Raw genomic sequence first — 23,368 nt, forward strand, 5'->3', positions numbered from 1 at the left:
ATATTACTCACTATCTCCAATATCAGCCATAGTGTGAAGTTTTAATATCCGTGAACTTTCTTCTTTCACCAATGGGTTTTTCTTCATTTTCCATAAAAAATCACTAGCAAATTTTCTCGTTCTTTCTATATTTACTATTGGTTTCGGATAACTGATTCCTATTTCGAAGTCATTAAACTGCTGGTCTAAATAGGTCATTTTGTATGGTTCATGTACAAATGCACGAGGCAAATTGCGTAATTCCGGCACCCATTTTTTTATAAATCCACCATCAGGATCGTGTTCGTAACTGTTCTTTATCGGATTATATATACGTAACATATTGATTCCGGTTTCACCCGCCTGCATTTGCAACTGCGGAAAATGTATTCCGGGCTCAAAATCCAGAAACATTTGTGATAAATGATGCGTTGCTTCTTGCCAAGGTTGCCATAAATTGTGCGTAAAAAATGAAACTAACATGGCTCTCATCCTAAAATTCAAGTAACCCGTTTCATTCAAGCAACGCATCGAAGCATCGATTAAGGGAAATCCTGTTTGACCCATTTTCCAAGCGTTTATATATTGCTTATTTATTTTCTTTTTCAGTGAATGGAAACCTTTATTGACACTTTCGAATTCCATAATTTCTTCCATTTCAAATTTTTGAATAAAATGAGCCTGCCATGTCAGCCTGGAAACAAAAGAGTCAATTTGTTTCTTGTGTGTGCAGGTCAGTCTGAAGGCAGCTGCTTTTTGTAAAACTTGTCTGGAGGAAATATTTCCCCAAGCAATATAAGGGGATAACCTGCTGCAACTTTTTCTGGCTAATAATGGTTTTGAAATATTGGAGCTGTAATAATGGTAACGCTCGTCAAAAAATGTTTGGAGATATTTACCCGCCATTGTAGTTCCACCTTTCTGAAAAATGGCATCTGGAACTGTTTCTAAATTTGTTTTTTCTAATGTTTTTTCAAGTTCGGATATAGACGCTGTATCTAAATAATTCTCTGCCGCGGAATCAAATATAAATTGGGGTTCATTCATATAACTTTCCCATTTTGAGACCCAATTTGTTCGGTTACGCAATGCTCTAAAGATGCCGTTATTTATATTTTCAATCCAGCTTATTTGATTGTTTTTACAGAATCTTTTAAATGTTTTATCTCTTTCGTAGGTAATTTTCAACCCTGTTTCCTGATGTGAAAAAACAGAATCTATTTTGTATGTTTCCTGAATAGTATTAAACACCTGCAATACCTCTGAGGTAACAGCTAACACATGAGTATTGGAATTTTTGAGTTCGTTGTTTATGTCTGCGATTGATTGTTTAATGAAGTTCCAATGTCTGGGGCTGTAGTGTGCATCATTCTCTAAAGATTTTTCAAATACATACAGCAGCAATGTTGGAATTTTGTTTTGAGTCGCATTAAAAATCGCTTCGTTATCGTTTAAACGAAGATCTCTTTTGAGCCAAACTACATTGATATGTTTTTTATTAGTATTCATAATTTTTAGAATAATTTTTGTTGCAACCACAAGTTTTGAAATTTTGACTCACCGTCATAGTTTTTAGCTTGTAACGAAATATTGAATTTGCGATCTCGTGGGTCGTTTCCAACACCTGAAACGTACATCCAATTTCCATAATTACTGTGTACGTCATAATCAAGTAGCATGGCCTCAAAATAAGCGGCTCCTATGCGCCAATCTAACAGAAGATTCTTTGCAAAATAGGAACCCACATTTTGTCTGCCGCGATTACTCATCCAACCTGTTTGTTGCAATTCAATCATATTGGCATTGACAAAAGGCTCTTCTGTTGTGCCGTTTATCCAATGATTTATAGCTGATTGATTGGTTATCCAATCGTATTTTTTATCTAAAATCCCTCCAATTTTAAAAATTGAATTCCCATTTTTCAGCGAAACATATTTGAAATAGTCCCTCCAAATCAATTCAAAAATCAACCAGTAAGTCGAATCATTTTTCTCGATTTCTTTTTCATATTTAATGATTTCCCAATAGATAGTTTTTGCCGAAATAGAGCCATTAGCCAACCATGGAGAAAATTTTGAACTAAAATCTGTGCCCAATAATCCGTTGCGAGTCAATTTATAAACACTCAGTTTTTTTGATTTCCAAAAATAATTCTCCAATCTGTTCATTGCTTCGTTTTCACCACCACGAAAAGGAAATGCTGTTCTGGAATCGATTTCAAAATCAGTAAAGCCCAAAGTTTCCATCGTTGGAATTACTGTTTCGTTTTGTATGCAGTTTTCTTCAGAGAGCGACTGAACCGAAAATTCTGGTCTGACTGTAGTTGATTTTTCACACTGAATCCTGTATTGTGTAAAAACATTTGGAATCGATTGAATTTCAAATGGAATGTCTTCAGGATGAAATAAGAACTGATTGTATGTGCTTTTAAACTTTGTCGAATCTGGAACTTTAGATTTTAGATTCTCTAAATCGTCCATTTCCTCTCTTGTCCATTCTTTTTGAAAATAAATATAATCGATTTCATTTTTAGCAACAATTTCCGGTATAACATCTTCAGGTTTTTGATGATAAACTAAAAGCGAAATATTCATCTTTTCCAGATTTTGTTTCAATGTACTTACTGATTCAATGAGAAACTTGGCCCGGAATTTTTCTGTTTTTTTAAAGCCGAAACTCGTTTTTTCAAAATGCCTTGGATCAAAACAATAAACCGCGATTACCGTTTTATTTTCTTGTATAGCATTTGTCAAAGATTCATTATCTTGAACTCTCAAATCGTTTCTAAACCAAACTAATCCTTTTTGTTTCTCTTGCATTTTTCGCTACAATATTTGACTTCCTTCCAAACCTTTTCCCATTTTTTCCGCCAACTAAAAGGCCGGTTGCAAACCAGACATATTTTTGAAGGCAGATTTTCCTTTTTCACTATTTGTATTTTTCATATTCATTGACCACAATTGTCGCTTTCAAATCAAACATCAAATTGTACAATCCAAAAAAGGTTCTGTTCATATAAATGAAATGTTTAGACCCTCGATTGCCGTTCATTTTGCGCAGGTTGGTGTCTTTTGAAAATCGTTCTCCTAATTGTGCAATACTTTCAAAAAAACTTTCGTCAGAGAAATCGAACGTTTCCGCTTGAAACGGTTTTGTGAACAAGGACAGTAAGTCATGGAACATTTCAGTGAAATATTCCACTTCTTCTTTCGAATCATCTCTTCGAAGAATTTCTAATTCAAATAATTTTGCATTGAATATTTTGGGGCTATTAATGACTTTTTTGTCAATCAACTCAAAATAAGGAGTATAAAAGTCATTTGGAATCTGCTTCATGCACCCAAAATCCAATGCTACCAGTTGATTTTCTTTGTTTACCAAAAAGTTACCGGGATGCGGATCAGCATGGACTTTTTTCAGAATGTGAATCTGATACATATAAAAATCCCATAGCGCCTGACCAATTTGATTTGCAGTTTCTTGATTTGTATTCGTTTTGGTAAATTCTGAAAGGTGAATTCCTGTCATCCAATCCATCGTAATAATCTTCTCGGATGAATACTCAGAATAATATTCTGGGAAAACTAAATTTTCTATTTTTTTGCAGGCCTTAACAACTTCTTGGCTTTGCTCCAGTTCCAATAGATAATTGGTTTCCTCAATAAGTTTATCTTCGACTTCTTTAAAATATTTATCGGAATCTTTTCCTTGCAGGTTAAACATTCGGATCGCAATAGGTTTCACCATCGACAAATCAGAGGAAATACTATTGGCAACGCCTGGATACTGAATTTTTACAGCTAGTTTTTTACCGTTTTTTACAGCCACATGAACCTGACCAATACTTGCCGCATTGACAGAATTGGCATTGAATTCATCAAAAACTTCGTAGGGTGTTTTTCCGAAATTGGTTTTAAATGTTTTCAATACCAATGGAGCAGAAAGTGGCGGAACGGAGAACTGTGACAATGAGAATTTCTCCACGTAAGCTTGTGGTAAAAAGCTTTTGTCCATACTGAGCATTTGAGCTACTTTCAGCGCACTTCCTTTGAGACTTTTTAATCCGTCATAAATGTCCTCTGCATTGTTTTCATTGAGTTTATCTCGGGTCAAATCAGAATTAACTATTTTTTCACCGTAATATTTGAGGTAGTTAACACCAACTTTCGCACCGGTTTGTACTAGTTTTGTTGCTCTTTCAATTTTTGATGTTGGAATATAATCTATCGTTTTCATTATTTGTTGTATATTTTTTCTTTGAAAATAAATTTTCCAAAATCGATTAAACTTTCTAAGGGTGCTATATTCATTAATTCAAACGTTGCTTTAACGGATTTTTCGATATATATATCCGTTTTTTCAAAAGAAGGAGAGGAATCGTCTAGCCAAAATTTTAGTGTCAGTAAAAGTTGTACCCATGAAGTTTCCTGTATTGCTTTTTCCTGAAAATTTTGAAGCTTCTCTTGTTGAACCCTGTAATCATCAGAAATGATGTCAGTTATGTATTTTTTGAAACTGCTTCTTAGACCAGATAACTGTGTTAGTTTCTTTAATTGATTGTTATTTTCATTCAAAACCATAACTACGTAACTTCTGTTAGCGGTTAAAATCTCGAAAAAAGTAAAGTAAAAGCTCAGCATTTTACTTTTCATATCGTAGTTCTCGTAGTCAGGGTTCTTATTCAGTAATTCAACTGTTTTGTCTAAAAATATTTTAAAAATTTCTTTTTCTATACTTTCGATAGTTCCGAAAAAGGAATAAAACTCGGTTTCACTGAAGTTGTTTAATTTTGTGAAATGATAAACAGATTTTGGTTTTTCACTATTCTCAAGTACATAATCCATGTACATCGAAACTATTTTCTCTTTTGTCGGTATTGATTTTTTAGCAGCCATTTTTTTTGAATTTGTAATTAGAGTATAAAGGTACAAAATGTTTAACTAAATAATTATATTGTTAAACAAAATTTAATATATATTTTAGATTCCCCATAAATGCTTAGCTTTACAGTATGATAAAAAGAAATGTATTAATAAGCGGCGGATCCGGATTTATAGGTAGACATTTAACTAGTTTGCTTATCGAAAAGGGATATAGTGTTTCCATTTTAAGCAGAAGCAAAAAACAGAATACTGCAGAAATTTCTTATTACAAATGGGATGTCGCCACCCAATATATTGAAGAGGATGCTGTTCTAAAAGCAGATTTTATAATACATCTGGCGGGGGAGAATATTGCGGAGAAAAGATGGACCAAAAAAAGGAAGGATGAAATACTTAATAGTCGTGAACAATCAACACAACTGATCTATTCCGTTCTGAAGAAAAATAATAAGGTACTTGAAGCCTTTGTTTCGGCATCAGCAATAGGGATTTATGGAGCAGTAAACGGAAAGAAGATTTGTACAGAGGAAACACCTAATGCTAATGATTTTCTTGGGTTTACCTGTTACAAATGGGAAGAATCTATTGATTTTATTGAATATTTGCGCATCCGCACTGTTAAAATCCGTACGGGCTTAGTATTGGGTAAAGAAGATGGTTTTCTGAGAAAACTATTGCCTATTTTTAGGTGGAGATTAGGCGCGGCCCTAGGGTCAGGCAAGCAATATATGCCTTGGATACATGTTGATGACTTATGTAATATGTATGTTCATGCTCTGGTTAATCCTATGATGGCTGGTCCTTATAATGCAGCTGTAAATGACAATACGAACAATTTGCTTTTCTCTAAAACTCTGGCAAAAGTTCTTGGATATTCTCTTTGGTTACCCAATGTTCCTGCTTTTTTAATAAAATTGGCAATGGGAGAAATGTCGAAAATTGTTTTGACAGGAAGAAGAATTTCATCTGAAAAAATCGAACGTGCAGGCTTTACATTTAAATTCAAAAATTTGGAAGAAGCGCTTAGAGATTGTTTAAGAAAATAAAACTATTGTAAAACACAAGTGATTTGCGTATTGACGTTTTTCGCTATTTTACTGCGTACTATAAAAGGAATTTCAATACCGAAATCATCTGTGTTTAAAGGAAAAGTGGAAACAAGTTGAATTCCTTCACCTACTTTTTTGATGGTTCCGTAGATTATAATTTTTTTTGATTTACCATGAATGGTCATCTTTCCATTTATCATATATTCTTTAGAGTCTGAATCAATATTTTTCAGGTCAAATTTTTCAATTATACCTTTGAATATTGCTTTAGGATAACGGTCACTTTCTAAATAATTTTTATTGAAATGTTCTTGCATCAAACTTCTTTCAAACAGAAATTTTTTGATATAAACCATACAAGTTATTGCACCTGTTTTTGTAACCAAAATACAGGCAGTTTTTTGATTTATGGCCTTTACTTCTTCAAAAAATGGTACAGATGCTTCAAAAATTATAATCCCTCTGTCAGTGCCCATTTTTTCTTGTGCAGAAGCGGTATAGGTGATAATAATCAGGAAAAGGAGCGTAATTTTTTTCATGATCGTTTATGAATTAAACTACTTAAAGTTACAAAAAAAATGAATTAAAAACTAATCAAATGAGCAGAGAATGTTAGCTTGAAGCCTCATTTTTATTAAAATAAATCGCTTTATATTCCTTTATTTGGTTCCTTACTATTTACTCTTTTTTAACTCCAGCTGAACATTATATTTTTTTATATTCGTCAGGCTTTCTTCGGAGCTGTAATCAAAGACTTCCTCGTGATAATCTCTCTCCTTTTTTAAAGCTATTTGCTTCAGAGAATTATAGAATCGTCTTACTTCATTAAGATTGGAAATAATTAAACCGGGAACAGCTACACTTTTGCCTTCTTTGTTTTTGGCAACCATTGTGAAATAAGAGGAATTGCAATGTTTTATTTTTCCGGTTTGAATGTTTTCGGCTTCTACTCGAATACCAATAATCATAGAACTGTTGCCTACATAATTCACGCTAGCTTTCATAGTTACCAGCTCACCCACTTCAATAGGTTTTAAGAAATTTACCGTGTCTACAGAAGCTGTTACACAGTAATTTCCTGAAAATTTTGAGGCACAGGCAAAAGCGATTTGGTCCAATAAGGATAAAATATAGCCGCCGTGAATTTTACCACTAAAATTGGTGTGTGACGGCAGCATCAATTCTGAAATGCTAATATTTGAGGACGCCACTGTTTTAAAAGTAGTATTCATACTAGCTTATTTACTGATATAAGGAGAATTTTCTTTTTTAACCTCAAGGATGAAGTATTTTGTATCTCCCCACCAAGGAAAAGTTTTATAGCGCTCAACATAGGATAATTTTACATATTGACCTTCCAGTTCCTTCAAATCAGAAACTACTTTTTTGTCTTTATCCATTACCGAAAAAGAAAAGATTTGAGCACCTGAGAGTCCCTGGCTCAATTCTCCTTCCCATGTTTTGAATGCCACCCCTTTATGGCTAAATTTAATTAATTGTCCGGATCGAACTCCTTCGCTATAGGTTGCATAGTATAAAAAAGTAAAATAACATACGATCGAAAATAAAATAACACCTGCAATAATTCCTAGTATTTTTCTCATATCCTATTTAGTTTAATAATTGGTTTTCGTCTTTTTCGGCTCTGTTCAATATGCTTTCCGGCAGCGCTTTTTTCGCTTTTGCTCCCATTTTTTTCAATTTTTCCACGCTGACGATTAAGTTTCCTTTTCCTTCTACGAGTTTATTCATGGCTCCGCTGTATTCTGTTTTACTTTCGTCGATCTTCTTTCCAATTTTGATCAAATCACCAACAAAACCTTCAAATTTATCATACAGTGCTCCAGCCTGACGGGCAATTTCGAGCGCGTTTTCCTGTTGTTTTTGGTTGGTCCACATACTGTCAATTGTTCGCAAAGTAGCTAATAAGGTAGCAGGCGTAACAATAACGATATTTTTCTCGAATGCTTTGTTGTATAAAGTAGTGTCTTCGTTTAATGCCATTGCAAAAGCGGGTTCGATAGGGATAAAAAGCAGTACGAAATCAGGGCTTTCTATTTGATAAAGATCCTGGTAATTTTTATTACCAAGTTGTTCTACGTGACGTTTGATAGAGTTTACATGTTCTTTTAGAAAACTAATTTTCACATCATCATCTTCCTCATTGATGTATTTTTCATAAGCAGTCAAAGAAACTTTAGAATCGACAATCATCTTTTTGCCGTCAGGCAAATTGATTACGACGTCAGGGAAAACACGATTTCCATCCTCAGTAGTAAAGGCTTGTTGCACTTCGTACTCGCGTCCTTTCTCTAAGCCTGATTTTTCTAAAACACGTTCCAAAACTAATTCGCCCCAATTTCCCTGCATCTTACTGTCGCCTTTTAAAGCTTTGGTCAGGTTAATGGTTTCCTTGCTCATTTGGATATTCATTTCGCGTAATCCTAAAATTTGTTGGCGCAAAGCGGCATGATAATCAATACTTTCTTTGTGCGTGTCTTCGACTTTCTTTTCGAACAAGTGAATTTTATCTTGCAAAGGGGTCAAGATGTTTTTCATATTTTCCTTGTTCTGTTCCGTGAATTTATTGGATTTCTCTTCTAATATTTTGTTGGCCAAATTCTCGAATTCTTTTGTGAATTTTTCCTGTAGTTTTTCAACTTCCTCTTTTTGTTCCTTGTTGCGTTCCCAAAGATTCTCAAAATCCACTTCTTTTTTCGAAAGCTGAATGGCCAGACTGTCTTTTTCGTTACGAATGGTTTCTTTCTCGGCAATAGTATTTTCTAGTTGTTTTTCAAAAGTTGTTTTGTCAAGAGAGATTTGTTCTTTTTGTTGATTGAATTGGGAATTTAAAGCGATTAATTTCTCCTCGAGACTTACTTTTTCCGATTGGAATCGGGCAGAGAAAATAAGTTTGCCAATGAAAACACCAATGGCGAGGGCAATAATAAAAATTAATAAAAACGGAAACATATTTGACATAGAAGTATTTTTGTTTGTGAAGTAAAAGTAAGCAAAAGTTTCCTTTTTTTGTTTTGGAAACATAAATACTACGACAAGTTTTAGTATTTATAGATTTGGTGCTTTTAGCTAGTATTGTGTTTTTTATTTTTATGTTTTGTTGGGCGTAAAAATAAAAAAAAGCCAATAAGAATTTACATTCCTATTGGCTTTTTACAAACAAAACAATTGGTTATTCATCAAGTTTTATATTTCCTCTGTCTTCGTGATTGTCAGGATGTGAATTTGGATAACGGTGCGCTGTAATATCCGAGTTATGGTCTTCGTTTTCAACAGTTTTCATTGCTTCCTTTTCAGTAGAAACACCTCTACTTAAACTCTCATTTTCATTCCAGCTTCTCTCTTCCGTTTCCGGAATAGAAGCAATAGATCCATCTACATTGCGGGCTCTTTGAACAATTTTTTGATCGCCATTAGCATCAGTTTCCACTTCTTCTTTAAGTATTGATGCTGCTGGATTATAATCTTCGGGCAAGTTTTCGCCGCTGAAACCTTCGTTTGTGTTTTGCTTGTTATTTGTCTTTTTTGAACCTAAATCGTTGCTTTCCATAATCTTTATTTTTTAAGTTAATACTCTTAACTTCTATAATGTTACGTCTTTTAAATTAAGAATTTGAATCATTTAACATAGCTTTTGGTTTGTAAAGACAAATGTGTCAATGCTCAATTTTATATCCTGCTAAAACAAAACTATCTTTGCCATCTTTAAAACAAAATATAATGACTCATTCGCATTTCATCATTTACAAGCCTTATGGTTATTTAAGTCAGTTTATTTATGAGCTGAAGCGTAAAAAGAAACTGTTGGGTGAATTGCATGATTTTCCCAAAGGAACAATGGCAATAGGTCGTCTTGATGAAGATTCAGAAGGATTGTTGTTATTGACTACGGATGGGATGATGAGCGAAATCATTCGAAGCAAAAAAGTTGACAAAGAATATTACGTTCAAGTTGATGGTATTATCCATCAGGAAGCCATTGAGCAATTGGAAAAAGGAGTTGAAATTGGTTTTAATGGAACCAAGTATATTACAAAACCCTGCAAAGCGTCTTTGATCCGTGAAATTCCTGCGTTTGGAACCAGAGGAAAAAAAATACGGGATGAACGCCACGGTCCAACATCCTGGGCTTCGATTACTGTCAATGAAGGGAAATTTCGCCAAGTGCGTAAAATGACGGCCGCTGTAGGTTTTCCCACGTTACGCTTGGTTCGTGTTCGAATTGGAAACGTACATCTCAATGATTTACAGGCTGGGGAAGTTAAGGAAGTAGAAAATTTTCAAATAGAGATTTAACGGATTTGATCTGAATTTTTCAATCTTTTAATTTTTCAATCTTTTAATAAAGTATAATATGTTAAACATCGTTTTAGTAGAACCAGAAATACCAAATAACACCGGAAACATAGGCCGATTGTGCGTAGGAACCGAAAGCCGTTTGCACTTGATTCATCCTTTTGGATTTGTCATTAATGATAAAAACCTGAAACGTTCCGGTTTGGATTATTGGGTACATCTAGATGTCACGGAATATCAAAATGTGGCCGAATGGATGTCTCACATTAAAGATAAATCAAGAGTTTTTCTAATGAGTTCGCACGCCGAAAAATCGTATTTGGAGACTGATTTTCAGGATGGGGACTGGTTAGTTTTTGGTAAAGAAAGTAAAGGGCTAAGCGAGGAAGTTCTAGGCTTGTTTGAAAATCATCTGACAATTCCCATGTCGCCATTAATTAGAAGTTTTAACATTGCAAATTCGGTCGCTTTTGTTATTGGCGAAGCGAAAAGACAAATTAGCACTAAACGCTAAGTTGAAAAGTTACGATGGTGTAAAGCATACTATTTTGAAGTAAATTTTATATATTTGAGTAAGACATCACATGATTTATTTCTGTTTTTCTTCCTTTAAATTTACTTTTATGATAGATAAAGTTATTCTTAGAAATACCATTTTCAAACATTTGGATGGGTTGGTTATTGCGCCGGTTGCTTTTTCTTTATATAAAAGTGGCGTGCTTGCTTATATTCTTGATAAAAAAGAAGTGACGCTGGAGGAGCTTACATCAAATTTTAAAGCAAACGAAGGCTATCTGAATGTGGGTTTGCGAAATTTATGTTCACAGGGATTTCTGGATTATGATATCAACAACGCCACAAATGCCATTAAATTTAGCATCAATGACAAAAGTAAAATCGCTTTTTCGATGTTTCATTTATACGAAGATGTGATTGATTTACTGCATTTTTCGATGCAATTTCACCCTAGATTATTTGAAGAGGCTCCTTTTGAAAGGTTGCGCGTTATTTTCGAAAAACACAAAAGCAATTACGCCATTTCTTTTTCGAATGATCCGTTGACAAATACAATTCAGCGTCAAATTTTAATGCATATTGAAGGATGTTTAGTTGGGCCAACATTAGTTCGCTTGGGCATGAGCGGTATGTTTCATAAATATTTTATGGAGATTTCCTTCCGTCCCGAGGAATTTCATAAATCCCCCGAAAATTTTAAAATCATACTTGATTTCTTTGTTCATTTGGGTTGGTTTACGCAAAAAAAAGGGAATTATCAGTTTACCGAAACTGGTTTATTTTTTGCCAAAAGAGCCACGGCTTACGGAGTGACGGTTTCCTATTTACCTACCTTCAGTAAAATGGATGATTTGCTTTTTGGTAATCCAAATCTTTTGCGAGATATAGCAGAAGGAGGAGAGGAAATTCATGTGGACAGAGAAATGAATGTTTGGGGTAGCGGAGGCGCGCATGATACTTATTTTAAAGTTGTGGATGAGATTATCATTAAATTATTCAATTTACCAATAGAAGATCAGCCGAAAGGAATTCTAGATATGGGTTGTGGCAATGGTGCATTTATAGAACATATTTATACTGTAATCGAGAGACAAACCCGTCGCGGAAAAATGCTGGATGATTATCCTTTATTCCTTGTTGGTGCTGATTATAATCAAGCAGCGTTGAAAGTAACCCGAGCCAATTTAATTAAAGCCGATATTTGGGCCAAAGTAATTTGGGGAGATATAGGTCAACCGGATTTGTTAGCCAATGACTTATTGGAAAATTATAACATTGATTTGAAAGATTTACTGAATGTGAGAACCTTCTTGGATCATAACCGAATTTGGGAAATACCAAAACAGATTACCAAAGACAGAGTAAGTCATTCTACAGGAGCATTTGTGCATAGAGGAGAGCGAATCAGTAATAGCTTAGTTGAAGATAATCTATTGGAACATTTGAATAAATGGTCGCCTTATGTTCGGAAATTTGGATTGTTAATGATTGAATTGCATACCATTGCTCCAAATTTGACTGCTGCTAATTTAGGTAAAACCGCTGCTACAGCTTATGATGCCACGCATGGTTTCTCGGATCAATATATAGTAGAAATTCCTGTTTTGCACAAAATCGCTGCAGAAGCTGGATTATATCCGGATGCTAATTTTTTCAGAAGATTTCCGGACTCAAATCTTGCAACAGTGAGTATAAATTTATTGAAAGGGAATGGTTAGTACGATTTTGGACTGAATAAAATGTTGAAACTAAACAATCATGAATTTTCCTTTTTCAGCGTCAAAAACAATATGCTCATCTTTGAACAAGGTATTAAAACTTCCTTTTGAAATAAAATTACAAGGCTCGTCTTGAAGCACTGTTTCAGGAGTCATAATAATCATTTCGTCACTCAATTGTATCGCCATGTCAATATCATGAGTAGAAAATAAAATGCATTTTCCAGTTTCATGAGTAAGTTTTTTCAAAAGTTTGAATAACGCTACTTTATGTAGTAAATCCAAATGGGTGGTGGGTTCATCCAAAATTATTAATGGAGTATCCTGTGCTAAAGCTCGTGCAATCAACACTTTTTGTAATTGTCCGTCACTAATCTCATAATGTTTTTTTGTGGCTAAATGACTAATTTGTGTCAATGCCATAGCTTCATTAACTTTAACAATATCAATGTCAGATAAAGTTCCCATCCAGTTGGTGTAAGGTTGTCTTCCTAAAGCAATGAGTTCAAAAACGGTTAAATTACTTGGAGGTAATTTTTCGGTTAAAACGATACTTAGGTTTTGAGCTAAATCCAAAGGTTCGTAATCAGTGATTTTCTTTTCATTCAAGAAAACGGCGCCCAAAAGCGGTTTCTGGATTCCTGTTATGGTTTTTAAAAGTGTTGATTTTCCAATGCCATTGGCACCAATTAAAGCAATCAGTTTTCCTTTTTTTAAGGAAATAGAAATATCCGAAGCCACTACGATTTTCTCTTTTTTATGAGAATAACCGATGCTGATTTGGGATGCTTGTAAGATGATTTTGTTTTCCATTAGGCAATCATTTTTCGTTTTTTAACCAATAACCAAATTACGACCGGAGCTCCAATTATCGAAGTCACAGCATTGATAGGTAAAGTGATTTCTAATCCTGGCAATTCTGAAAGTACATCACAAATAAGCATAATCGATGCGCCTAAAAGTAACGTACTCCAATATAAAACCGAATGATTGCTGGTTTGAAATACTAATTTTGCTATATGAGGAACTGCTAGTCCTATAAAAGCAATTGGGCCTGCATACGCCGTAATACTTCCTGCTAAAATGCTTGTTGCAAAAATAATAATTAATCGTGTTTTCTTGAAATTCAAACCTAAACTGCGAGCGTAATTTTCACCCAATAATAAGGCGTTTAGCGGTTTGATGCTAAACAGACTTAATAACAAACCAATCCCCACACAAACGGTCAGAATTACTATAGAAGACCAAGACAAGTTGCCTAAATTTCCCATGGACCAAAACGTAAATTTCTGTAATTGTTCAGCGGAACTAAAATACGTAAGAACGCCTACTATTGCACTGGTAAAACTACCAAACATTAACCCAACAATTAAGATGGCCATAGTATCGCGAAGCTTTTGGGAAACCATTAAAACGGCGAGTAATACAACGGAACTTCCTATAGTTGATGCTAAAACCACTCCATAAGAAGATAACAAAATATTACTTAAAAAATGAGGAAGTAAGCTCGCACCTAATATCACAAAAGCTACTCCTAAACTCGCTCCCGAACTCAATCCTAAAACATAAGGCCCGGCCAGTGGATTTCGAAATAAAGTTTGCATCAGTAAACCACTTATGGATAGACCCATTCCGACAAGAATTGCTGTAATTGCTTTGGGTAAACGGTAATTGATGATGATATATTCCCAAGTGGATTTACTCGCTTGACCACCAGTTAAACTAGTATAAATTTCTTTAAAAGGTATCGTGATGGAACCAAAACTAATGTTTACAAAAAACAATAGCACTAGTCCCAAAGCAAGCAATAAAAATAGAATCGTATTTCGTTTTTGATTCGCCAATTTAGTTTAGTTTTTGTGCAAAAGTAAAAGTATAATTTGGAAGCAGTTCAGGATGAAAGATTTTAATGTAATCTTTCAATACTAAATCTGGTCGGCTTGGTGCTAATTCATAATAAATCGTTCCTCCCGATGCACCTAATTTACTTTCAAAAGTATACACATTTTTAGATTTTAAAGCGTCAAACTGATTGTAATGCGGATTACTGTTTTCGAATTCAGTAATACTTTTAAAAGAACCTGTTGCGATCCAATATTTCGCCGTTTTTGCTTTCTCTAATATTTTTTCAAAAGGCAAACTAAGACTTCCTGTTCCTGCAACATTTGCCCACAAATAATTGGCTTTTGCATCTTTCATAAATTGAGCTACCCAGCTATTTCCTCGTGCTACATACCATTGATCTTGATACATAGATCCGTACAAAACGGTTGCTGTAGGTTTTTTGGTTGCAACCAATTGTATGGCGTCATTGTAATTTTTAACGATTTCGTCAAAAAGCGTTTTGGCTTCTTTTTCTTTTCCAAATAAAGCACCGTAAAGCTTAATCCATTCTGCTTTTCCTAGTGGAGTTTGCTCCATCCAGTCAGCTTGAATGAGTACTTTAAGACCGCTTTTCTGTAAATTATCAATCATTGGATTGTTATTGTCAACTCCAAAAGTTATAATTAAGTTAGGAGCCAATTCAATGAGTTGCTCCATATTTAATTTCTCATTTTGTCCTATGTTTTTAACAGCACCTGCATCAATTAATTTTCTGGTTTTTTCAGAGGAAACGTAATCGGTGTGAGGAAAACCTACCAGTGATTTTTCAACTCCAAGCATTTCCAAAAAAGGAATATTAGTAGTTGAGGTAACGACAATAGATTCCAAAGGAATTGGAATTGTTGTGTATTTTTGAAGGTTATCAGGAATGCTGCCGTTTTTTTCTTTTAGTATATAAGTGAAGTCCTTATTTGCTTCAGGCCAAGGGTTTGAAACCGTCACTATTGAATATCCTTCATATTTATTTATAGAAAAGCTAGAGGCGTATCCGATTGCATTTTTTGAATTTGTGCTTTCTTTTACGTTAAGATTTTTGCTTTTTTTACATCCAACGAAAGTTGAAAATAAGAAAACAAAAAGGATTAATTTAAAGGTGAATTTCATGGTTTAATTTTTCGATAGGGACAAAGGTATACCAAATTTATAAAATTTCTTGTTTATTTTTAGCAGTAAAAAATTGAACAAATACTATCTTTACGAAATGAATAGCATTAAAGTCAAAAACTGTTCTACTTGCGGAACTCCTTTTAATTGTGGTGACACAACAGAAGGGAGTAAATGCTGGTGCAACAATTTTCCGCCCATTTTTACTCCGTCAGAAATGGTGGATTGTCTCTGTTCCAGTTGCTTTACAGTTGCTTGCTCCACTAAAATTGACGAATATGTTGCAACAATAATGCCCGAATCAGCAACGGATAATAAAGCTAAAGATTTACCCACAACGACTAATCTCGTGGAAGGAATCGACTATTATTTAGAAAATGGGAATTATGTTTTTAAAGCTTGGTTTCATCTAAAAAGAGGGCATTGTTGTACCAATGGATGTCGACATTGTCCGTATGGATTTAAAAAAATATAAAAATGATATATTTAATAACAGGCGGCGAACGCTCCGGTAAAAGTAGTTATGCCGAAAATTTAGCAAAAGAACTATCGGTTAAACCAACGTATGTGGCTACAGCCCGAAAATGGGATGATGATTTCCAAAAGAGAATCGATCGCCATCAAAAAGATCGGGACGAACGATGGATTAATATCGAAAAAGAAAAACACTTGAGCGAAATTGATTTTTCAAGTAAAGTAGCGATTGTCGATTGTGTCACACTTTGGTTAACGAACTTTTTTGTAGATACTAAAAACGATGTTTCCTTGTGCTTAGAACAAGCTAAAGCTGAATTTGACGCTATTGCCAATCAAGAAAATACAACTATTATTATTGTAACCAATGAAATAGGGATGGGTGTTCATGCCGATACTCACATTGGTAGAAAATTCACCGAACTTCAAGGTTGGATGAATCAATATATTGCTGCAACGGCTGATACCGTTGTGCTTATGGTTTCTGGAATTCCTGTAACGATAAAAGGGAAAAAATGAAATAGCTATGATTTTACAATATTTGAATTCAACGAAAATAGTGCCTGATAGCGTATTACATATTCAATTAAAAATCAATAAATAACTACATATGAATTTTGTAACTTCTTGGAGTGGCGGAAAAGACAGTTGTTATGCAATGATGCAAGCAATTCAGCAAGGATTTATTCCAAAAGTGTTACTCAATATGATGAATGAGAACGGGAAAGTGTCCCGTTCTCACGGATTGCCTTTGTCTATTTTGAATCAGCAAGCCCAAAAAATGGGATTGCCTCTGGAAGGAATTCCGGCAACTTGGGGTGATTATGAAGCCAAATTTATTGCCGTTTTAAAAATGCTAAAAGCTAAATATGATTTGGAAGCGGCCGTTTTTGGTGATATTGATTTGCAACCGCACAAAGATTGGGAAGATAAAGTATGTGCCGCCGCATCGCTAAAAGCAATTTTGCCTTTGTGGCAACAAGACCGAATTGTTTTGGTAAACCAAATGCTTGAAAACGGCATTGTAACGATGATTGTTTCTTGCAATACAATAATGGGAGAACAGTATCTGGGGAAAATTTTGAACAAAGAACTAGCTCAAGAATTACACGAAAAAGGAATAGATCCTTGTGGTGAAAACGGGGAGTTTCATACTTTGGTAATTAATTGTCCGTTATTTTCAGGAGCGATTGAATTGCCTGAATTTACTAAAATCACCTATGAGAATTATTGTTTCATCGTTTGGGAAGAAATATAAAAACAAAATTTTTTTAAGATGACTTATTTAGATGAAATTTTAAAATCCCGTCGCGACACCCGTCATTTTACGGAGGATCTAGTACCGGATGCTGTTCTTGAAAAAGCACTGCAAGCAGGACATTGGGCTCCTTCTGTGGGTTTGACTGATGCTACAAAATACTATCTGATCAGATCGGCTGAAATGAAGAAGGCCATAAAGGGTTTGTTTTTAGATTATGATGAAAAAGCAATTGCACTAACAGATGACGAACAACAAAAACAAGCCTACAAAGCCCTTAAGCTGGAAGCAATAGAAGAAGCACCATTGGGATTAGTTATTTGTTATGATCGTTCCGTTTTGAATAATTTTACGATTGGAACCGTTGGCAGTAATGAAGCAGTAAAGTTTAGTTCTGTCTGTGCGGCACAAAATATTTGGCTTTCCCTAACGGAACAAGGATATTCCATGGGATGGGTTTCCATATTGAATTATTATCAGTTCAAGCAATTATTGGGTTTACCCGAAAATATGGAGCCGTTGGGGTATTTTTGTGTGGGAAAACCTGCCACTGATTATGATAATCAACCCATGTTGCAACAACTGAATTGGAAACAAAAGCAAGAAATTCCATTAGTTGAGGAAATCACTGTTTTGCATGAAAGTAAGGTGGAGAAAGTATTTTTTGATACTAAAAAGGAGATAGATTCTGCTGCTTTTGCAAATGTGTTGCAACATAAAATCGACCAAAAAACCAAACCAACAGGTTCATTAGGAATTTTAGAAGTGCTCGCCAAACAAATTGGGATGGTATTTCAAACTTTAGAACCTAAAATTATAAAACCTAATCTGGTTGTTTTTGCAGCCGATCACGGAATTGCAAATCATGGAGTAAGTACCTATCCACAAGATGTAACCAGACAGATGGTGAATAATTTTTTGATAGGTGGCGCAGCAATCAATGTGTTTTGTAAACAAAATAAGATTCAATTGGCGATAGTGGATGCTGGGGTAAATTATGATTTCCCTATGAATACGGATTTGATTTCGGCTAAAATAGGGAAGGGAACACACTCTTTTTTGCATGGAGCCGCAATGAGTAAAACAGAAGTTGAATTGTGTTTTATGAAAGGAAGTGAAATTGTTGCCTCTATTGCAAAAACGGGCAGTAATTGTATTGGTTTTGGCGAAATGGGCATTGGCAACACAGCTACAGCTTCGGTTTTGATGAGCATTATTTTAGAATTACCAATTCAAGATTGCGTAGGGAAAGGTACTGGTGTAAATGATGAACAGTTGATTCAAAAAATTAGTATTCTTAAAAAATGTATTGCTAATTACGATGGTTCAGATGATTTAGACAGCAAGTTAGCTTATTTCGGAGGTTTTGAAATCATGCAAATGGTAGGAGGAATGCTTCAGGCAAAACAAGACAATATGTTGATTCTTGTTGACGGCTTTATCTGTAGTGTTGCTTTTTTAATTGCCTTTAAAAAGAATCCGTCCATTATTAAAAATGCTATTTTTTGCCATTCATCTGCGGAGCAAGGGCACCAAAAAATATTAGATTGTCTAGGAGTTCGTTCCCTATTGCAACTCGATTTAAGGTTGGGTGAAGGCACGGGTTGTGCGATTGCTTTTCCTATAATTGAGTCGGCTGTAGCATTCATAAATAATATGGCCAGTTTCGAATCAGCGGGTGTGAGTAGCCGGGAACTTTAAATTTAATTTGTTAGTAAATAGATAAATTGGCTTTAGCCAAAATAAAAAAAATGAAAAAAGAACTACATATATTTTTTACAGCATTAATGTTTTATACAAGGATTCCGTGTCCTGCAACCATTGATCATAATCCAGATTATTTAAATAAAGCGTCCCGTTATTTTCCGTTAATTGGTTGGATTGTAGGTAGCGTGGCTTTTGGGATATATTGTATTTTTAATTATTTAGTAGCACCTGAAATTGCGGTAATCTTCTCTACGATTGCTTCCGTTTTAGTTACCGGAGCTTTTCATGAAGATGGTTTTGCTGATGTTTGCGATGGTTTTGGAGGCGGTTGGACCAAAGAAAAAATACTGATAATTATGAAAGACAGTGCTATTGGTGCGTATGGAGCAATAGGTATGGTGCTGTTGTTATTCCTTAAATTTAAAGGATTGACTCAATTAATTGATATCTCAGATAATCCTAAATTTATAATTTATAATCCACAATTTATAATTCTGTTACTTTTTGTTTCCGCGCATTCTATCAGTCGATTAGCGGCGATATCGATTGTTTTTACCCATGAATATTCTCGTGAGGATGCTTCCAGCAAAAGCAAACCTATCGCACAAAGTTATTCTTGGAGAGAAGTAGTGGGAGCTTTCTTTTTTGGATTACTTCCATTAGTTATTTTGTCCTATTTTCAGTGGCAAATACTGTTGGTTTTAATCCCTGTTTTTCTGACCCGATTCTTTTTAGCACGTTATTTTCAGAAATGGATTGACGGGTATACCGGAGATTGTTTGGGAGCAACCCAACAGGTTTGCGAAGTGGTTTTTTATATATCAGTTATTGCATTATGGAAGTTTATTTAATACGTCACACAGAAACGGTTTGCGAAAAAGGAATTTGTTATGGACAATCCGATGTGGAAATCATGGAGCCTTATGATGCTGTTTTTCAATCTGTTTTAAATCAATTGCCTCAAGATGCAAATCTGTATTCCAGTCCTTTACTTCGCTGTGTTCTTTTGGCAAATTACATCAAAGACAATTCAGAAATTACTGCTGTAAATGAAGATTCTCGTTTGATGGAAATGAATTTTGGCGATTGGGAAATGAAAAATTGGGATGTAATTCCACCGGATGACTTTACGCCTTGGATGACTGATTTTGTAAATGTTCGCGTGCCGAATGGCGAATCATTTACGGATTTACACAATCGAGTAATTGATTTTATGCATAATGAACTTCAGAAAACCAATTCAAAACCAGTTATTATTGTGGCACATGCAGGAGTGATACGTAGTTTTTTATGTAAAATTTCGGATTTGCCACTAAAAGACGCTTTTCAGAATAAAGTAGATTTTGGAGCTGTAATTAAAATTGAATTATAAAATCCGGAATTATTTAGGTTATTAACTTAATATAATTTTATCTTTGCCGCCGTATTGAGGTTGAGGTTTGTTTATTTTCAAACCCCATTAAAAGGGAATCAGGTGAAAGATTTCAAGTTTTAGATTTCAGATTTCAGGGTTTAAATCCTAAATCAAGAATTCTAAATCAAGAATCCTAAATCCTGAGCTGTACCCGCAACTGTAAGCTATCAAGCTTGTTGTTATCTACAAAACCACTGAGTTAGCTGAATTTATTTCAGTTTCTTGGGAAGGTAAACAACAAGACGCAAGCCAGGAGACCTGCCTATTACATCGAGTATCAAACTTTCGGGAAAAAAGGTTTGGGTATGGGTCATTCTATGCTTTTCTCCCCAATTTATTAAATTTTACATTTTAAAAATGAACAAAAAATTCATTCGCTTTAGTGCGATTGCATTGTTATTTGCAATGAACACGTATGCACAAGATCAAGAGCCAAAACAACTTGATGAGGTTGTTGTTTCCGATTCGAAATTTGCTTTGTCAAAAGAAAAATCAGGGAAAGTTATCGTCAAAATTACTTCTGAGGATTTGAAGAAAAAATCAGGACAATCAGTAGCTTCAGTTTTAAGTACGGTAGCAGGTGTTGAAATCAATGGAAATCAGAGTCGTAATGGTAAGGATTTGGGACTTTACATTCGCGGAGGAAGAAATCATCAGGTTTTAATTTTGATTGATGGTGTTCCGGTAACAGATGCTTCCGGGATTAGCTTATCGTATGATTTGAGATTGCTTCCAGTGGAGCAAATTGAAAGTATTGAGATTATGAAAGGCGCTTCGAGCACTTTATACGGTTCTGGAGCCGCGACAGGTGTTATTAATATTACACTAAAAAAAGCAGGTAAAAAAGCGATTGCTGGAAATGCATATATGAATATTGGTACACAAACAGTTGCTAAAAAAGCAAATTATAGTGTGCAAGATTACAATCAGGGTTTTGCTGTAAACGGTGGTTTTGAAAAAGTAAATTATTTTGCTTCTTTGAATAGTACTGAAACTACAGGGATTTCTGAAGCAAAACCATTAAATTCAAATACTAAATTTGAAAATGATGCTTTTTCAAGAGTTAATTCTTTAGTGAAAATTGGCTTTACGCCAACTAAAAAATTATCATTTGATTTCTTTGCTAATTATGACCGAATGAAAAACGATTTTGATGCAGGTTCATTTGCAGATGATCTTAAAAATTTCAGTCTTTCAGAGCAATTTAGAGTTGGTTTTTCTCCAAAATATAAATACAACAAAGGAGAATTTGTAATTAACTCTGGGGCCAATGTAATCAATCGCGATATTTTTAGCTACGGATCTTTATTCCAGGCAAAGTCAAGAAGCGTCAATGTTGATGCCTTTAATAAATATGAAATTTCATCTCAATTATTTGTAGTAACAGGAGCACAATTTCAATTTCACGAAATGTCAAACATGAGCCAGTATGATGCGATTACAAATGAAGTGGCTAAATTCAATATGATTGATCCTTATGTAACTGCTGTTTATAATTCAGACTTTGGATTAAACTTAAATGCAGGAGCACGTTACAATATTCATAGTAAATACGGGAATAATTTAGTTTATAATATTAATCCTTCTTACACTTTTTCTGAAAATTTAAAAGTAATAGCTTCCTATAGCACTGCTTTTATTACGCCAAGTTTGTACCAATTGTACTCTCCGTATGGTGATTTGAATTTATCTCCAGAGAAAGATGCTACAGCCGAAGTTGGTTTTGAAGTTAGCGTATTGAATAAGAAATTAGTTTTGAATGCAGTAGCTTTTCAGAGGGAAGAGGAAGATGCTATAGGATTTGATTTGATGACTTACAAATACTTTAATGTAAATGGGAAAAACAAAGCCAAAGGTGTTGAAACAATGGTTTCTTATGCTTTGAATGATAAAGTAAAATTCAATGCCAATTATACTTTTACAGAATTAGAAAGACAATCTCGTATCTTGAATCCTAAACATAAAGTCAATGCTGCTGTAGATGTGCAAGCAACGCCACGCCTTGCTTTTAATGTGGCATACCAATTTGTGTCTGACAGATATTTAGAATATACCACTTATCCAGCCCCAACTTATAATCCTGTTTTGAATTCAGAAATTTTGAAAGACTATCAATTAGTTAATGGTAATGTTCGTTATGATTTAATCAAAAACAGATTGAATATTTTTGGCGCAGTTGACAATATTTTTGATAAAGATTTTGTTGAAAGCAGAGGATACAGTACTAGAGGTAGAAATTTTAAATTAGGTTTGAATTTCTTGTTCTAAAAAATAAATATTTAGTGTTAGTTCTTAATTCCCGTTCCATAATTAGGAACGGGTTTTTTGTTAGCACAAATTCAATCTTTCGATTGAAAAATTTGTATATAAGAAAGGCTTTCATCACTGAAAGCCTTTTTTTGTAGATCTAGTATTTTTTCTATTTCATTTCTGAAATGAATTCTGAAATTGACTGCGCTATTTTATTTTGTTCATTGTCATCAACCAAGTATTTTTTGTCATTTTCATTGGTTAAATATCCAAGTTCCACAATTACTGCTGGAACTTCTGATTTTTTAAGAATGTAAAAAGGACCAGTTTTTACATTGGATACTTTTAAATTTTTATTCGTTGCGAATTTATTTATGAGTTCTCCTGCAATCTTACTTGACTTTTCAAAAAATTCAGTCTCTTTTGCCACATAAAACTCCAAGCCTGATGTTTTATTATTTAAACTGGTATTTACATGTAGGGACAAAACTAAATCCGGTTTAAGTTTGTTTATAAAAGCAGTTCTATCGTTCAAGGATAAAAAATTATCTTCATTTCTAGTGAAGTGAATTACCACATTACTATTTAAAGATTTTATTTTTTTAGTGACTTGTTCCACAATTTTCTTTTCAGTGATTGCATCTGATGTCGCACCAAAATCAGTTCCACCGTGACCTGCATCAATAACAATATTTATTTTTTTTGGTTCTGAATGCTTTGGCTTTATAAATGCAAAAGAAACAATTACAGTCAAAGCCAAAACTAATTTACTTGTGTTTTTCATTACGTTGTGATGTAAAATATTGATTATTAAG

The 23,368-nt window shown here is 34.3% G+C and carries 25 protein-coding genes and 1 riboswitch; of the genes, 11 read left to right on the plus strand and 14 right to left on the minus strand.

Going from position 1 to position 23,368, the window contains the following annotated elements:
* Nucleotides 1-3: 3 nt before the first annotated feature.
* The 5 genes from BUC23_RS15230 to BUC23_RS15250 are packed head-to-tail and all read right to left on the minus strand — an operon-like array spanning nt 4 to nt 4,874.
* Complete coding sequence (locus BUC23_RS15230; protein WP_073210944.1) at nt 4-1,488, minus strand: cryptochrome/deoxyribodipyrimidine photo-lyase family protein; 1,485 nt, start codon at nt 1,486-1,488, stop codon at nt 4-6.
* Nucleotides 1,489-1,493: 5 nt separating this feature from the next.
* A complete protein-coding gene (locus tag BUC23_RS15235) occupies nt 1,494-2,798 on the minus strand; it encodes a DASH family cryptochrome (protein WP_073210946.1) in 1,305 nt (434 codons plus the stop codon).
* Nucleotides 2,774-2,908 (minus strand): DUF2256 domain-containing protein, encoded by a 135-nt coding sequence (locus tag BUC23_RS15240; protein WP_073210948.1) that lies wholly within the window; start codon nt 2,906-2,908, stop codon nt 2,774-2,776. Before BUC23_RS15240 ends, BUC23_RS15235 begins: the two co-directional genes overlap by 25 nt.
* Nucleotides 2,908-4,215 carry an ABC1 kinase family protein gene (locus BUC23_RS15245; protein WP_073210950.1) on the minus strand — a complete coding sequence of 436 codons (1,308 nt, stop codon included), beginning with the start codon at nt 4,213-4,215 and terminating at the stop codon, nt 2,908-2,910. Before BUC23_RS15245 ends, BUC23_RS15240 begins: the two co-directional genes overlap by 1 nt.
* Nucleotides 4,215-4,874 carry a TetR family transcriptional regulator C-terminal domain-containing protein gene (locus BUC23_RS15250; RefSeq protein WP_073210952.1) on the minus strand — a complete coding sequence of 220 codons (660 nt, stop codon included), beginning with the start codon at nt 4,872-4,874 and terminating at the stop codon, nt 4,215-4,217. Before BUC23_RS15250 ends, BUC23_RS15245 begins: the two co-directional genes overlap by 1 nt.
* A gap of 116 nt (nt 4,875-4,990) precedes the next feature.
* Between BUC23_RS15250 and BUC23_RS15255 the strand changes: the two genes are divergently transcribed.
* A complete protein-coding gene (locus BUC23_RS15255) occupies nt 4,991-5,908 on the plus strand; it encodes a TIGR01777 family oxidoreductase (protein WP_244153829.1) in 918 nt (305 codons plus the stop codon).
* Nucleotides 5,909-5,910: 2 nt separating this feature from the next.
* Here the strand turns inward: BUC23_RS15255 and BUC23_RS15260 are convergent, their stop codons facing one another.
* The 5 genes from BUC23_RS15260 to BUC23_RS15280 form a co-directional block, all read right to left on the minus strand.
* On the minus strand, nt 5,911-6,450 hold the full coding sequence (locus BUC23_RS15260) for a YceI family protein (RefSeq protein WP_073210954.1): 540 nt from the start codon (nt 6,448-6,450) through the stop codon (nt 5,911-5,913).
* Between the two features lie 135 nt (nt 6,451-6,585).
* The gene (locus tag BUC23_RS15265; RefSeq protein WP_073210956.1) at nt 6,586-7,143 is read right to left on the minus strand and encodes an acyl-CoA thioesterase; all 558 of its coding nucleotides are present in this window, start codon (nt 7,141-7,143) and stop codon (nt 6,586-6,588) included.
* Nucleotides 7,144-7,149: 6 nt separating this feature from the next.
* The gene (locus BUC23_RS15270) at nt 7,150-7,515 is read right to left on the minus strand and encodes a 6-phosphogluconate dehydrogenase (RefSeq protein WP_073210958.1); all 366 of its coding nucleotides are present in this window, start codon (nt 7,513-7,515) and stop codon (nt 7,150-7,152) included.
* Nucleotides 7,516-7,522: 7 nt separating this feature from the next.
* Entirely contained in the window at nt 7,523-8,893 is a 1,371-nt protein-coding gene (rmuC, locus tag BUC23_RS15275; protein ID WP_073211059.1) for a DNA recombination protein RmuC, read from the minus strand.
* 211 nt (nt 8,894-9,104) lie between these two features.
* Nucleotides 9,105-9,482 (minus strand): hypothetical protein, encoded by a 378-nt coding sequence (locus tag BUC23_RS15280; RefSeq protein WP_073210960.1) that lies wholly within the window; start codon nt 9,480-9,482, stop codon nt 9,105-9,107.
* Between the two features lie 170 nt (nt 9,483-9,652).
* Between BUC23_RS15280 and BUC23_RS15285 the strand changes: the two genes are divergently transcribed.
* The 3 genes from BUC23_RS15285 to BUC23_RS15295 all read left to right on the plus strand — a co-directional run bounded on the left by BUC23_RS15285 (nt 9,653) and on the right by BUC23_RS15295 (nt 12,462).
* The gene (locus BUC23_RS15285) at nt 9,653-10,228 is read left to right on the plus strand and encodes a pseudouridine synthase (RefSeq protein WP_073211063.1); all 576 of its coding nucleotides are present in this window, start codon (nt 9,653-9,655) and stop codon (nt 10,226-10,228) included.
* Nucleotides 10,229-10,286: 58 nt separating this feature from the next.
* A complete protein-coding gene (locus tag BUC23_RS15290) occupies nt 10,287-10,742 on the plus strand; it encodes a tRNA (cytidine(34)-2'-O)-methyltransferase (RefSeq protein WP_073210961.1) in 456 nt (151 codons plus the stop codon).
* A gap of 109 nt (nt 10,743-10,851) precedes the next feature.
* On the plus strand, nt 10,852-12,462 hold the full coding sequence (locus tag BUC23_RS15295) for a class I SAM-dependent methyltransferase (protein ID WP_073211066.1): 1,611 nt from the start codon (nt 10,852-10,854) through the stop codon (nt 12,460-12,462).
* A 30-nt stretch (nt 12,463-12,492) separates the two neighbouring features.
* Here the strand turns inward: BUC23_RS15295 and BUC23_RS15300 are convergent, their stop codons facing one another.
* Genes BUC23_RS15300 through BUC23_RS15310 form a run of 3 tightly spaced genes read right to left on the minus strand, consistent with a single transcriptional unit; the run spans nt 12,493 to nt 15,450 of the window.
* Complete coding sequence (locus BUC23_RS15300) at nt 12,493-13,275, minus strand: ABC transporter ATP-binding protein (RefSeq protein WP_073210962.1); 783 nt, start codon at nt 13,273-13,275, stop codon at nt 12,493-12,495.
* Nucleotides 13,275-14,306, minus strand: coding sequence for an iron ABC transporter permease (locus BUC23_RS15305; protein WP_073210963.1), 1,032 nt, complete (start codon nt 14,304-14,306; stop codon nt 13,275-13,277). Before BUC23_RS15305 ends, BUC23_RS15300 begins: the two co-directional genes overlap by 1 nt.
* A gap of 1 nt (nt 14,307) precedes the next feature.
* On the minus strand, nt 14,308-15,450 hold the full coding sequence (locus tag BUC23_RS15310) for an ABC transporter substrate-binding protein (protein ID WP_073210966.1): 1,143 nt from the start codon (nt 15,448-15,450) through the stop codon (nt 14,308-14,310).
* Between the two features lie 97 nt (nt 15,451-15,547).
* Between BUC23_RS15310 and BUC23_RS15315 the strand changes: the two genes are divergently transcribed.
* The 7 genes from BUC23_RS15315 (at nt 15,548) to BUC23_RS15345 (ending at nt 22,571) form a co-directional block, all read left to right on the plus strand.
* Nucleotides 15,548-15,925: a C1orf53 family protein gene (locus BUC23_RS15315; RefSeq protein WP_073210968.1), complete on the plus strand. Its 378-nt coding sequence runs from the start codon at nt 15,548-15,550 to the stop codon at nt 15,923-15,925.
* A gap of 2 nt (nt 15,926-15,927) precedes the next feature.
* Nucleotides 15,928-16,443, plus strand: coding sequence for a bifunctional adenosylcobinamide kinase/adenosylcobinamide-phosphate guanylyltransferase (gene cobU / locus BUC23_RS15320; RefSeq protein ID WP_073210969.1), 516 nt, complete (start codon nt 15,928-15,930; stop codon nt 16,441-16,443).
* Between the two features lie 91 nt (nt 16,444-16,534).
* A complete protein-coding gene (locus BUC23_RS15325) occupies nt 16,535-17,182 on the plus strand; it encodes a Dph6-related ATP pyrophosphatase (protein ID WP_073210970.1) in 648 nt (215 codons plus the stop codon).
* 18 nt (nt 17,183-17,200) lie between these two features.
* Entirely contained in the window at nt 17,201-18,883 is a 1,683-nt protein-coding gene (gene cobT, locus BUC23_RS15330; RefSeq protein WP_073210976.1) for a nicotinate-nucleotide--dimethylbenzimidazole phosphoribosyltransferase, read from the plus strand.
* A 50-nt stretch (nt 18,884-18,933) separates the two neighbouring features.
* Complete coding sequence (locus tag BUC23_RS15335; protein WP_073211070.1) at nt 18,934-19,740, plus strand: adenosylcobinamide-GDP ribazoletransferase; 807 nt, start codon at nt 18,934-18,936, stop codon at nt 19,738-19,740.
* The gene (cobC, locus tag BUC23_RS15340; RefSeq protein WP_073210980.1) at nt 19,725-20,261 is read left to right on the plus strand and encodes an alpha-ribazole phosphatase; all 537 of its coding nucleotides are present in this window, start codon (nt 19,725-19,727) and stop codon (nt 20,259-20,261) included. The genes BUC23_RS15335 and cobC overlap by 16 nt, the downstream gene beginning before the upstream one ends.
* Nucleotides 20,262-20,300: 39 nt before the next feature.
* Nucleotides 20,301-20,583, plus strand: a riboswitch (cobalamin riboswitch).
* Between the two features lie 77 nt (nt 20,584-20,660).
* Nucleotides 20,661-22,571, plus strand: coding sequence for a TonB-dependent receptor plug domain-containing protein (locus BUC23_RS15345; protein ID WP_073210981.1), 1,911 nt, complete (start codon nt 20,661-20,663; stop codon nt 22,569-22,571).
* Nucleotides 22,572-22,722: 151 nt separating this feature from the next.
* On the opposite strand, the gene BUC23_RS15350 is transcribed toward BUC23_RS15345, so the two are convergent.
* Nucleotides 22,723-23,337, minus strand: a complete 615-nt coding sequence (locus BUC23_RS15350; protein ID WP_073210982.1) for an N-acetylmuramoyl-L-alanine amidase — start codon at nt 23,335-23,337, stop codon at nt 22,723-22,725.
* Nucleotides 23,338-23,368 lie beyond the last annotated feature (31 nt).

It is taken from the genome of Flavobacterium xinjiangense, from assembly GCF_900142885.1.
Classification (GTDB): Bacteria; Bacteroidota; Bacteroidia; order Flavobacteriales; family Flavobacteriaceae; genus Flavobacterium; species Flavobacterium xinjiangense.

Bases quoted from the DNA above. Each gene is read 5' to 3' on its own strand.
- BUC23_RS15250 (WP_073210952.1), bottom strand. From the start codon at position 4,874: ATGGCTGCTAAAAAATCAATACCGACAAAAGAGAAAATAGTTTCGATG.
- cobU (WP_073210969.1), top strand. From the start codon at position 15,928: ATGATATATTTAATAACAGGCGGCGAACGCTCCGGTAAAAGTAGTTAT.
- BUC23_RS15285 (WP_073211063.1), top strand. From the start codon at position 9,653: ATGACTCATTCGCATTTCATCATTTACAAGCCTTATGGTTATTTAAGT.
- BUC23_RS15230 (WP_073210944.1), bottom strand. From the start codon at position 1,488: ATGAATACTAATAAAAAACATATCAATGTAGTTTGGCTCAAAAGAGAT.
- BUC23_RS15235 (WP_073210946.1), bottom strand. From the start codon at position 2,798: ATGCAAGAGAAACAAAAAGGATTAGTTTGGTTTAGAAACGATTTGAGA.
- BUC23_RS15290 (WP_073210961.1), top strand. From the start codon at position 10,287: ATGTTAAACATCGTTTTAGTAGAACCAGAAATACCAAATAACACCGGA.
- BUC23_RS15345 (WP_073210981.1), top strand. From the start codon at position 20,661: ATGAACAAAAAATTCATTCGCTTTAGTGCGATTGCATTGTTATTTGCA.
- BUC23_RS15325 (WP_073210970.1), top strand. From the start codon at position 16,535: ATGAATTTTGTAACTTCTTGGAGTGGCGGAAAAGACAGTTGTTATGCA.
- BUC23_RS15265 (WP_073210956.1), bottom strand. From the start codon at position 7,143: ATGAATACTACTTTTAAAACAGTGGCGTCCTCAAATATTAGCATTTCA.
- BUC23_RS15295 (WP_073211066.1), top strand. From the start codon at position 10,852: ATGATAGATAAAGTTATTCTTAGAAATACCATTTTCAAACATTTGGAT.
- BUC23_RS15350 (WP_073210982.1), bottom strand. From the start codon at position 23,337: ATGAAAAACACAAGTAAATTAGTTTTGGCTTTGACTGTAATTGTTTCT.
- BUC23_RS15335 (WP_073211070.1), top strand. From the start codon at position 18,934: ATGAAAAAAGAACTACATATATTTTTTACAGCATTAATGTTTTATACA.
- BUC23_RS15245 (WP_073210950.1), bottom strand. From the start codon at position 4,215: ATGAAAACGATAGATTATATTCCAACATCAAAAATTGAAAGAGCAACA.
- BUC23_RS15315 (WP_073210968.1), top strand. From the start codon at position 15,548: ATGAATAGCATTAAAGTCAAAAACTGTTCTACTTGCGGAACTCCTTTT.
- rmuC (WP_073211059.1), bottom strand. From the start codon at position 8,893: ATGTCAAATATGTTTCCGTTTTTATTAATTTTTATTATTGCCCTCGCC.
- BUC23_RS15310 (WP_073210966.1), bottom strand. From the start codon at position 15,450: ATGAAATTCACCTTTAAATTAATCCTTTTTGTTTTCTTATTTTCAACT.
- BUC23_RS15280 (WP_073210960.1), bottom strand. From the start codon at position 9,482: ATGGAAAGCAACGATTTAGGTTCAAAAAAGACAAATAACAAGCAAAAC.
- BUC23_RS15270 (WP_073210958.1), bottom strand. From the start codon at position 7,515: ATGAGAAAAATACTAGGAATTATTGCAGGTGTTATTTTATTTTCGATC.
- BUC23_RS15260 (WP_073210954.1), bottom strand. From the start codon at position 6,450: ATGAAAAAAATTACGCTCCTTTTCCTGATTATTATCACCTATACCGCT.
- BUC23_RS15255 (WP_244153829.1), top strand. From the start codon at position 4,991: ATGATAAAAAGAAATGTATTAATAAGCGGCGGATCCGGATTTATAGGT.
- BUC23_RS15300 (WP_073210962.1), bottom strand. From the start codon at position 13,275: ATGGAAAACAAAATCATCTTACAAGCATCCCAAATCAGCATCGGTTAT.
- cobC (WP_073210980.1), top strand. From the start codon at position 19,725: ATGGAAGTTTATTTAATACGTCACACAGAAACGGTTTGCGAAAAAGGA.
- cobT (WP_073210976.1), top strand. From the start codon at position 17,201: ATGACTTATTTAGATGAAATTTTAAAATCCCGTCGCGACACCCGTCAT.